Genomic DNA, 10,529 nt, shown 5'->3' with positions numbered 1-10,529 from the left:
GACAGGGCCGAGGTCTGTCCCCCGGCGCTGACGGTGGCCTCGAGGGTGTCTCCGTCGGCCAGGGGCGTTCCAAGACCCGTGAGGCTCCAGGTGCCGTCGGCCTGCACCATCGCCGTCCCGATGGGCGAACCGTTCTTGTAGACCGTGAGGAGCGAACCCGCGGGCGCCGTGGAGGTTCCCGTGACCGTCGTCGCCCCGGCCGTCAGCGGGCTGTCCACCACCGGCGGCGCCGGGGTCACCACCACCGTGTTCGAGAGGGCCGACTGGGACGCGCCCGTTCCCGCCGTCGCCGTGATGCTTTCCCCGCCAACCAAGCCGATAATCCCGGACAGGCTCCACGTCCCGTCGGCCTGCACCGTCGTCGTCCCGATGGAAACCCCGTTGCTGTACACCGTGATGCTCGTCCCGACCGGCGACGAAGACGTTCCCGCAACGGCGTTACCGAAGGGGCTCGCCACGATGGGTCCCGCCACCACCGGCGCCGGGTGCTGAACCGTGACGACGTTGGAGTCGGCCGAGGTCTGCCCTCCCGCCGTCACCGTCGCCTGGATCGGATCCCCCGCCGCGAGGGCCGGGGAAATCCCCGTCAGGCTCCACGTCCCGTCGGAGAGCACCGTCGTCGTCCCGATGGGCGAACCGTTCCTGTAGACCGTGAGGAGCGAACCCGCGGGCGCCGTGGAGGTTCCCGTGACCGTCGTCGCCCCGGCCGTCAGCGGGCTGTCCACCACCGGCGGCGCCGGGATCACCACCACCGTGTTGGAGGACGCCGACTGCGACGCCCCCGACCCCGCCTTGGCCGTGATGGATTCGCCGCCCACCAGGCCCGTCACCCCCGTCAGGGTCCACGTGCCGTCGGCCTGGACTGTCGTCGTCCCGATGGAAAGCCCGTCCTTGTACACCGTGATCGTCGTTCCTGCGGGAGACGCGGAGGTACCCACGATGGAGCCGTCTCCGGCCGCGATGGGCCCGGACACCACCGGCGCCGGGTGCTGAACCGTGACGACGTTGGAGCCGGCCGAGGTCTGCCCTCCCGCCGTCACCGTCGCCTGGATCGGATCCCCCGCCGCGAGGGCCGGGGAAATCCCCGTCAGGCTCCACGTACCGTCGGAGAGCACCGTCGTCGTCCCGAGAAGCGAACCGTTCCTGTAGACCGTGATGAGCGAACCCGCGGGCTCCGTGGAGGTTCCCGTGACCGTGGTGGCCCCCGCCGTCAGCGGGCTGTCCACCACCGGCGGCACCGGCTGGACGATGACCGCGGCAGAGCGGGGCGAGGTCGCGCCATCCCTGGCCACATCGGCGGTGATGGCGTCCCCCGCCGCGAGGCCGGACACGCCCATCAGGAGCCACGTCCCGTCGCTCTCGACGGTGGCCGTTCCGAGGTAGACCCCGTTCTGGAAGAGGGTGACCGTGCCTCCGATGACCGAGGAGGTCCCGCTCAGGACCGTGTCGGTGGAAAGGATGGGAGCGTTCACCGTGGGCGCGGGAAGCACGGGGTTGGTCACGCTGGCCTGCTGGCTGATCCCGCCGTCGGCGGAGAGCGTGGCGGTGTTGGTGATGCCCGTGAAGGCCGGATCCAAATCGCTGTTCACCGTGACCACCACCGTGGCGGTGAGAGATTCATAGGGCTGGAGGGTATAGCCGCTCGCCAGATTCGGCGGCGCCCCTCCCGCGCCGGTGGCATAGACCACTCCCGAAAGGGCGATCTGGACGTCGTCGAAATAGAAGCTGTCGCCCCCGCCCAAGTTCGGTGAAGAGTAGAAGCGGATGCTCGTGGTGGCGGAGAGGTAGGCGGAGATGTCGAAGCTCGCGCTCTGGTTGGTGGTGTCGTTGGTGGGTCCCGCGTACCGGGCCAGGGTGGTCCAAGTGCCCGCACCCCCCGTGGGCGAGACCTGGATCTCCACCCAGTCATTGGCATCGTCAAAGCCGCGCCTTTGGTACACAAAAGAGAGGATGGCACGGGTGTATCCCGAGCAGTCGGCCTGACGCTGGAGTCCCCGGTTGGTATTCTGGATCCGCCCCATGAAGGAGGAAAGGTCGCCGCGGACTTGGACCTCCCCGCTGGTGGGGCCGTCACTCTCCCCGATCTCGGCCCAGGAGTTCCCACCCCAATCCAGAGAGCCGTTGTTTCCCGTGTACACCTGGGCGTTGAACTGGTCCAGGTACGTCCCCGTCCGGGTTGTCGGATACGTCACCTGGGTGCTGCCCCACGTGGTCCCCGCGGGCAGAGGATCGGTGACGCCCACGTTGGTCCACGGGGAGGCGGTGGTATTCGTCACATTGATCGTATACGTCAGGGTCTGTCCCGGGGAGACGTACCCCGTTCCCGCGCTGGAAGTCTTGGAGATATAGGACGCGCTGCCCTGGCACTCGGCCCCCGAGTCCACCCCGGGGATCTGCGTGCCCAGGACGTTGGTCAAGACGGCGCCCGCCTGACCCGCGGTGGCGCCGTAAGGGTCGTTGGCCGTCGTGGTGATTCCATTGGCTCCGGCGGTCACCGTGGCCGAATCGGCCGCGCCCGAGAGCAGGATGGCACCCCCTCCGCCCCCTCCGCCGGGGCCGTGGCGTTCTCCCGGGTAACTTCCGGGGGCCTGGAGCGGCCACGCGTCGCCGCCCCGCCCCCCATGGGCCGCAACGGTTAGGCCGGTGAGCGCCCCAGGAGTTTGGGCGTACACCAGAATCGTGCCGCCGGCTCCCCCGCCGCCCGCGCCGTCCTGCTGGGAGGTCGGCGCCGAGGCGCCGTGGGCGGTAATGGTCCCGGTCCCCGTGATCGAACCGGTGCGGATCAGGACGATGCCGCCTCCCGCCGCGCCGCTGCCGTCTCCGCCCGAGGAGACGTTGTTGCGCGTACCCGCGCCGCCTCCGCCGCCCAGGACGAGGCGGTCCGCGGCAGGCGCGACGGAAGCCCCGGGATGGCCGCCGATGGCGAGGTTGGAGTTCCACGAGTTGCCTCCCGTTCCCCCGGCTCCGCCGTTGCCTCCGCCTCCTCCGCCCGCGTTCTGGTTATTGGTGTTGGGAGTTCCGTCGTTGGCTCCGCCCCCCGCATTGCCGGGACCGCCGCGATAGAAATCGCCGTTGGGATACCCGTCCAATCCCGCGCCGGAGTTGGAGTTCGGCAGGAGGCGAGCCGTACCGGCGATGCCCTCCCCCTTCATGGCGCCCGTGCCTACGGTCGTGGTCCCGTTGGCCGGCCCCAGAATCCGGTAGTCCGTGTTGAGGACCCCGGTGGTTCCCACGAGCTGTTGCTGGGCCCCGCCCCTAAATCCCATGCCGTCGACGCTGACGGTCCCTCCCAGGGTGAGCGAGCCGCTCACGTCGACGGAAAGGATGCCGCCCACGCTGCCGTTCCAGGGAAGGCAGGTCAGCGTCGAGCTGAAGGTGGCCGAGATGTACTGGGGAACCCGGACGAGCTGGGCGCTCCGGCGGCCACGGCTGGCCGTTGAGGCCGCCACACCGTAGGCGTTGAGCGTGCCGCCGCCGACGCCCGCGCCCAGGACCGGCACCGAGCCGGAGGAGACCGGACCCGCGGCCTTCAGGAATTCGTACTTCCCCGAGTTGTTGACGGCCGTGTAGCCCGATGCGTTCCCGCCCGGGTTTCCGTCCCCGTAAGCGCTGCTGTTGGTGCCGTCGATCTCCGCGTCCTGCATCTGGATCAGAAGGAGCAGGTCCCCCGCGGTGATGGCCGTCGAGGCACCGGAGGAGACCCCGACGGGAACGGAGGTCGCGCCCGCGGACACAGAGGCCGTGACGGGGTAGTAGGTGTTCACGATGCCCGTGAGCGTGCCGCCTGCCCCGTCCTTGCCGGGCGTGGCGCACAGACCGCTCCCCGCAAGCCTGTCACGGTAGAAGGTGGTCTGCGCCTTCCGGCCCTCCTCGTTCTGGACACGGATCTCGACGGGGAATTGGGTTCCACCGTCGGGGACGAGGGCCAACCAGACCATGCCGCCCGTCTCGAGGACTTCGGTTCGGAAGGCCTCCCCCCTGGGCTCTGCGCCGAGGCCGTCCCGGTCCAGCTTCACGAGGACGGGCCGGCCCATGGCGTCCACGGCCTCCAACGAAACCACTCCAGCCGGCCCCCAGTTGGTGACGAGCAGGGAGCCGTCTTGGGGCGTGAGGAGGAGGGGTTCGGAGGGACGGACTTCGAGAAGGCCCTCCGGGCAATCGGTCCGGAACCGGAGCCGGTCCAAGTCGCCCACCGTGAAGACTGGAAAGGGCAAACGTCCCTCGCCGTTGGAAAGCCGGAGCGACGCGAAGGGCTGTTCGCCATCGGGAGAAACCTCGAGGACCGAATCGGCCGCACACCCCGAAGCCGTTACCACCAGAGGAGGCAAGGGCGTTTGGGGCGACAGACCAGCCGCTTTCCCGGAAACCCAGGGGGAGGCGGATCCGTCACCATTCGGTATCACTTCCCACGCGATGCCGGCTCCCCCCGAGGGCGTGGCCGCCCGAAGGCCCGGGCCCGCCACCAGGAACGCCAAGGCGAGAATCCCCGACCCGGCCCAGAACGCCACCCTTCGTGCGGCGGGGGTCGGATGGGGGCCCTTTTTGGAGTTGGAACTGCCCGCCTTGTCTCCGTGTGCCCTGTCTTCGTACGTCATGGCCGACCTCGTCTCGCAATCACGCTGGGCGCCCTTGCCCTGGTCTTTACGATTCCATCGATTGGCTCCCGCCGGACTCCATTCGGGTCCCCTTTTCGCGGGATCACCTCTTCCCCACCAGCAACTCGCGTGCCGTCCCTTTTTCTACACAATCCGCAGCGGGTGGAAGGTTCTTTCTTTGGGTCCCCGACATGGCCTCTCGAGGATCGCGCCGCGCGTAACATCATACATAGCAGTCGCTTACAAAGACTCAGTGCACCCAATCCAGACCTGCGAGCCCCCGAGGAGCCCTGGCTGCGGAGGGGGACTGGCAGGATGGGAGTGATACCTTGCCGAGCCGATATGGCTAGATAAAGTGACACTTCCGCACTCCGCCGCGGGCGGAACCTCCGCCTCGGTCGGAGGGTCCATCGTTTCAGCCTCCCGAACACGACGGTGGCGGCCGGAGCCGTACATGGCGGGCGGAGATCCGGACCCCGTCAGGAAGCCGCTCCCGGCCCGGGGACCGCGTAGATCTTGAGCGCCCTCCATTTGGCCGGTCCCTTTTCGGACCTGGCGTGCCACCCAGGTGCCTGGTCGAAGCGCCCCGGATGAGCAGTCAGAAGGACCTCCCGACCCTCTGGATGGTCCTTACAGGCCGTTGGCTCCCCCCAGATCTTGGAGCCGCCGCGGGACTCGATTCGCTTCAGGATGGGCCCGGGGATTGCGGCCAAGGAGACAAGGGGGTGGGGCCTCACCGAGGAGGCGCTCTCCGACCGCAGGGGTGATCCGGCTCTTCGCCGCCCATCGCGCGCCGAATCAACCCGCCGGCTCCATCATCCGGCCATCCTGGTGAAGGATCTCCCGGACCAGGCTCTCCAGGCTGCCCTCGGCCACCGCCTCGCGAATCCGAGCCATGAGTCCGAGGTAGTAGGTCAGGTTGTGAAGGGTGTTGAGGACGAGTCCCGTTGGATCGTTGGCGCGGTAGAGGTGATTGAGGTAGGCCCGGGAGACCGTTCGGCACCCCCAACAGGAGCACTTCGGGTCGAGGGGTTCCGGGGAACGGGCGAAGGCGGCGTTCTTGATGGAAATCGTGCCCTCAGAGGTGAACAGGCTCCCATTTCGCGCGTTCCGAGTGGGCAGGACGCAGTCGAACAGGTCGTAGCCCCAGGAGGCCGCCTCCACTAAATCCTGGGGGGTACCCACCCCCATGAGGTAGCGGGGGCGGTCCGCGGGAAGAAGACCCGCCGTCAAAGCCGCCACCTCTCGGAAGGTCTCCTTCTTTTCTCCGACGGAGAAGCCGCCGGCGGCGTACCCCGGAAAATCCAGGTCCACGAGCTCTTTCGCCGAACGTTCCCTCAGGCGCGGATACGGGCCTCCCTGGACGATACCGAAGAGAGCGGTCCCGGACCTACGCTGGGCCTCCCGGCAACGCCGGGCCCACCGGGTGGTCCGGTCCACCGCGGCCTCGGTTTCTTCTTCCCCGGCCGTGCCCTTTACCAACACGTCCAAGGCCATGGCCACGTCGACGCCCAGTTCCTCCTGAATCGCCACCGCCCGCTCGGGACTCAGAAAAACGTCGGCGCCGTCCACGGGAGAACGGAAGGCGATCCCCTCCTCGGTGACCTGGCGGAGGGAAGCCAGAGAGAAGACCTGAAAGCCACCCGAATCGGTCAGGACGGGGCCGTCCCATCCCATGAACCGGTGGATCCCGCCCAATTCCTCGATGAGGCGGCTTCCCGGCCGGAGGGCGAGGTGGAAGGTGTTGCACAGGACGATGTCCGCCCCCGCCTCCCGCAGGAGAAAGGGTGGCATCCCCTTCACCGAGGCCCGCGTTCCGACGGGCATGAAGGCGGGGGTCCGGACCCGTCCGTGGGGCGTCTGGAGTTCCCCCAGGCGCCCGGAAGATCCATTGCCCTGTAGGAGGGTGAACGCGGCCATGCCTCCCCCGACGAGAGGATTGAGGGTATCAAGTCCCGGGTCCCGGTGGAATGCCCATGCAAGCGAAATCAAGAAACTTGACAATTACGTGCTCAAGTATTATCTTAAGGCCTGGCTCAGGCTACCGAGCCTGGACACCGTGCGAAGGAGGTATGCGCTCATGGCCAAGATCATCGGAATCGACCTCGGCACCACCAACTCGGTGGTGGCCGTGATGGAAGGCGGGCAACCCGTGGTGATCCCCAACCAGGAAGGAGACCGAACGACCCCTTCCGTTGTGGCCTTCACGGACAAGGGGGAAATCCTGGTGGGAAAGGTGGCCAAGCGCCAGGCCATCACCAATCCCCTCAATACGGTCTTCTCCATCAAGCGGTTCATGGGCCGAAAGTTCTCCGAGGTCCAGCGGGAAATCGAGACCGTCCCCTACCGGGTGGTGGCCGCCGACAACGGCGATGCCTGGGTGGAGGCGAGGGGGAAGAAGTACTCCCCGCCTGAAATTTCGGCCATGGTCCTGCGGAAGCTCAAGGAGGCCGCCGAATCCTATCTCGGGGAGAAGGTGACCCAGGCGGTCATCACGGTCCCCGCCTACTTCAACGACAGCCAGCGCCAGGCCACCAAGGACGCCGGCCGCATCGCGGGCCTCGAGGTGCTCCGGATCATCAACGAGCCCACGGCCGCGGCCCTGGCCTACGGCCTGGATAAAAAGAAGGAAGAGACCATCGCCGTGTACGACTTCGGCGGCGGAACCTTCGACATTTCCGTCCTCGAGGTGGGGGAAGGGGTCATCGAGGTCAAGTCCACCAACGGAGACACCCACCTCGGCGGGGACGACGTGGACAAGGTCCTGATCGACTGGGTGGTGGACGTTTTCCGGAAGGACAACGGCATCGACCTCTCCAAGGATCCCATGGCCCTCCAGCGCCTCAAGGAGGCTTGCGAGCGCGCCAAGTGCGAGCTCTCCCAGACCTTGGAGGCGGAAATCAACCTGCCTTTCATCACGGCCGACGCCTCGGGCCCCAAGCACCTCCAGATCAAACTGACGCGGGCGCAGATGGAAAACCTGGCTTCCGCCATCTTCCAGAGGACCATGGAGCCCTGCAAGGCCGCCCTCTCCGACGCCAAGCTGGGGCCGAGCCAGATCCATGAGGCCGTTCTCGTGGGTGGGTCCACGCGCATTCCCAAAATCCAGCAGATGGTGCAGGACTTTTTCGGGCGCGAACCCCACAAGGGCGTGAATCCCGATGAGGTGGTGGCGGTGGGCGCGGCCATCCAGGCCGGCGTTCTCGGCGGAGATGTCAAGGACATCCTCCTCCTCGACGTCACCCCCCTCACACTGGGCGTGGAGACCCTGGGGGGCGTGGCCACGGCCCTGATCCAGAGGAACACCACCATCCCCGCCAAGCGGAAGGAGACCTTCACCACCGCCGCGGACAACCAGACCGAGGTGGAGATCGTGGTCTTCCAGGGCGAGCGGCCCATGGCCCGCGACAACAAGCTCCTGGGGACTTTCAAGCTGATGGGGATCCCACCGGCCCCGAGGGGCGTACCTCAGATCGAGGTGGCCTTCGACATCGACGCCAACGGCATCCTTCACGTCTCCGCCAAGGACCTGGCCACCGGCAAGGAGCAGAGCATCACCATCACGGCCTCCTCGGGGCTCACCAAGGACGAGATCGACAAGATGGTTCGAGAAGCCGAGTCCCACAAGGCCGAGGACATGGCCCGCAAGGAGGAGATCGAGATCAAGAACCAGGCCGACCAGCTCCTGTACAGCACCGAAAAGCTCCTGCAGGAAAACGCGGGCAAGATTCCCGCCGAGGAGGAGTCCAAGGTCCGGGCGGCCCTGGACGAGCTCCGGAAGGCGAAGGACGCCGGCGGCAAGGAGTCCATCCGGAAGGCCATCGACGGGCTGAACGCCGCCAGTCACAAGATGGCCGAGGTCCTCTACGCCTCGGCCAAGGCCCAGGCGGGACCGGCCGGGCCTGGGGCGGGCGAGACGTCCTCCGCGGGAGGGCCCCAGGGAGGATCCGCCACCGCCGGCAAATCCGGCGAGGTCATCGACGCCGAATTCGAGGATGTGAAATAATTCGAGGTCGTCGGTCGGAGACGAACAGGTCGGGGAGGTGCTGGCATGCCGTCCAAGGGTGATCCCCTTCGGGAGCTCCTGAATCTTCAGAGACGCGTGAATCGGCTCTTCGAGGAGATCATCCAACCGGAAAGAAGCTCCTCGCCTCTTCAGGATTTCACGTGGATCCCCCCCGCCGACGTGTACGAGGATGCCGCCCGTTACGTGGTGGAGGTGGAAATCCCGGGGGTGCCCATCGAGGACATCGAGGTCACGGCCGAGGGGCGGCTCCTCCGGGTGGCGGGAGAGCGCCGCGCCAGCCAGGGCGAGGACCAAGAGTGCGTCCAGAGGATGGAGCGGTACTTCGGGCCCTTCCTGAGGGAGTTCTCCTTTCCCGACGAGATCGATGCCGGAGCCGTGGAGGCCGCCCTGAAGGACGGCCTCCTCACCATCGTCCTCCCCAGGAAGAACACCCGGAAGTCCATCCGCGTGAAGTAGGGAGCGGGCGCCCATGGCCGTGCGAAACCTCTACGACGTCCTGGAAATCCCCAGGGGGGCTTCGGCGGCGGAGGTCCGAAAGGCCTACAAGCGCCTCGCCCGCAAGTACCACCCCGACCTCAACCCCGGGGACTCGGCCGCCGAGGAGCGGTTCAAGGAACTCTCCGAGGCCCACGCCATCCTCTCGGACCCGGAACAGAAGAAGCGGTACGACACCACCGGCACAGTGGGTCCCCGCCCGGGGGGTGGGCCGCGTGTGGATTTCACCGGATTCGACTTCGACGCCGGCCCCACCTCCGGAGGCTTCCAGGACCTTCTGGACGCCTTCCTCCACACGGCCCAAAGCCGCGAAAACCAGGGACCCAGGCCGGGCGAGGATCTGGTGTTCCCTCTTTCCCTGACGCTTCAGGAAGCCTTTACGGGAAAGCGGGCCCGAATCGCCGTGCGCCATACGGTGGCCTGCGGGGGATGCCGAGGCGAAGGGCGCCTTCCCCACAAACGGAGCCGATCCTGTTCTTCCTGCGGAGGTTCGGGCAAGGTCGGCCTCTCCCGGGGTCCCTTCTCCTTCGCCCGGACCTGTCCGGCCTGCGGAGGCTCCGGCAAGGATCCCGGGGAGCCTTGCCGCGCCTGCGGGGGGGCGGGTTCAGCGGAAACCGTGGAAACCGTGGAAGTTTCCATTCCTCCCGGAGTGGACACGGGCTCCCGGGTGCGCGTGAAGGGAAAGGGCCAGGCCGGGCGCTTCGGGGGGCCCCCGGGCGACCTGTACATCGAGACCCACATCCTGGATGACCCGACCTATCGCCGGGAGGGCCCCAACCTCCGCGTGAAGGTGCCCATCACGGTGACCGAAGCGGTCCTGGGAGCCCGGATCGACGTCCCCACGCTCGGGGGAGGCGCCCGCCTCAAGATCCCTCCGGGCACCTCATCCGGCCAGGTGTTCCGCCTGCGGGAGCGGGGCATGCCCTCCCTCCGGGGCGGCACGGCCGGAGATCTCCTGGTGGAAGTCACCATCTGGACGCCCCCGGTGGTGGACGAGCGGAGCAAGGACCTCCTCCGGGAGTTCGCCCGTTTGAACCCCGAGAACCCGCGCCCCTATACTGGGGCGGAGAAGGGGTGACGCCATGGCCCGGAGGCCTCCCAAGACCGACGAAGGGAAGCGCTTCTATATGATTAGCGCCGTGGCGCAGCGATTCGACGTGCACCCGCAGACCCTTCGCCTCTACGAGCGGGACGGCCTTCTCCGGCCCTCCCGGACGGAGGGCAACACCCGCCTCTACTCGGACGAGGACCTGGAACGCCTCGAGATCATCCTGAACCTCACGCGAAACCTCGGCGTGAATCTCGCGGGGGTTGAAATTGTTCTCAACATGCGGGAGAAAATGGGCCGCATGCAGGATGAGATGAACGGCTTTCTGGAGTTCTTTCTGGAGCAGCTCGGGCGAAGGGGCGTG

At 67.3% G+C, this 10,529-nt stretch carries 6 protein-coding genes; 4 read left to right on the top strand and 2 right to left on the bottom strand.

The window, feature by feature from the left end:
* Window positions 1-4,595: hypothetical protein (locus AB1824_11825; GenBank protein MEW5765652.1), on the bottom strand; the 4,595-nt coding region annotated here is incomplete at its 3' end.
* Between the two features lie 798 nt (window positions 4,596-5,393).
* Window positions 5,394-6,515: a tRNA guanosine(34) transglycosylase Tgt gene (tgt, locus tag AB1824_11820; GenBank protein MEW5765651.1), complete on the bottom strand. Its 1,122-nt coding sequence runs from the start codon at window positions 6,513-6,515 to the stop codon at window positions 5,394-5,396.
* A gap of 160 nt (window positions 6,516-6,675) precedes the next feature.
* On the opposite strand from tgt, the gene dnaK reads away from it, so the two are divergent.
* From dnaK to AB1824_11800, 4 genes are all read left to right on the top strand, one after another.
* On the top strand, window positions 6,676-8,601 hold the full coding sequence (gene dnaK, locus AB1824_11815; protein ID MEW5765650.1) for a molecular chaperone DnaK: 1,926 nt from the start codon (window positions 6,676-6,678) through the stop codon (window positions 8,599-8,601).
* A gap of 45 nt (window positions 8,602-8,646) precedes the next feature.
* Window positions 8,647-9,078 carry an Hsp20/alpha crystallin family protein gene (locus AB1824_11810; GenBank protein MEW5765649.1) on the top strand — a complete coding sequence of 144 codons (432 nt, stop codon included), beginning with the start codon at window positions 8,647-8,649 and terminating at the stop codon, window positions 9,076-9,078.
* A gap of 13 nt (window positions 9,079-9,091) precedes the next feature.
* Window positions 9,092-10,195 carry a J domain-containing protein gene (locus AB1824_11805; GenBank protein MEW5765648.1) on the top strand — a complete coding sequence of 368 codons (1,104 nt, stop codon included), beginning with the start codon at window positions 9,092-9,094 and terminating at the stop codon, window positions 10,193-10,195.
* A gap of 4 nt (window positions 10,196-10,199) precedes the next feature.
* The coding region (locus AB1824_11800; protein MEW5765647.1) for a MerR family transcriptional regulator at window positions 10,200-10,529 on the top strand (330 nt) is incomplete at its 3' end.

Source organism: Acidobacteriota bacterium (assembly GCA_040752915.1).
Classification (GTDB): Bacteria; Acidobacteriota; UBA4820; order UBA4820; family DSQY01; genus JBFLVU01.
This window is presented reverse-complemented; position numbering and strand designations above follow the sequence as displayed.

Coding starts and splice junctions, on each gene's coding strand:
- tgt (MEW5765651.1), bottom strand. CDS start 6,515: ATGGCCGCGTTCACCCTCCTACAGGGCAATGGATCTTCCGGGCGCCTG.
- dnaK (MEW5765650.1), top strand. CDS start 6,676: ATGGCCAAGATCATCGGAATCGACCTCGGCACCACCAACTCGGTGGTG.
- AB1824_11810 (MEW5765649.1), top strand. CDS start 8,647: ATGCCGTCCAAGGGTGATCCCCTTCGGGAGCTCCTGAATCTTCAGAGA.
- AB1824_11805 (MEW5765648.1), top strand. CDS start 9,092: ATGGCCGTGCGAAACCTCTACGACGTCCTGGAAATCCCCAGGGGGGCT.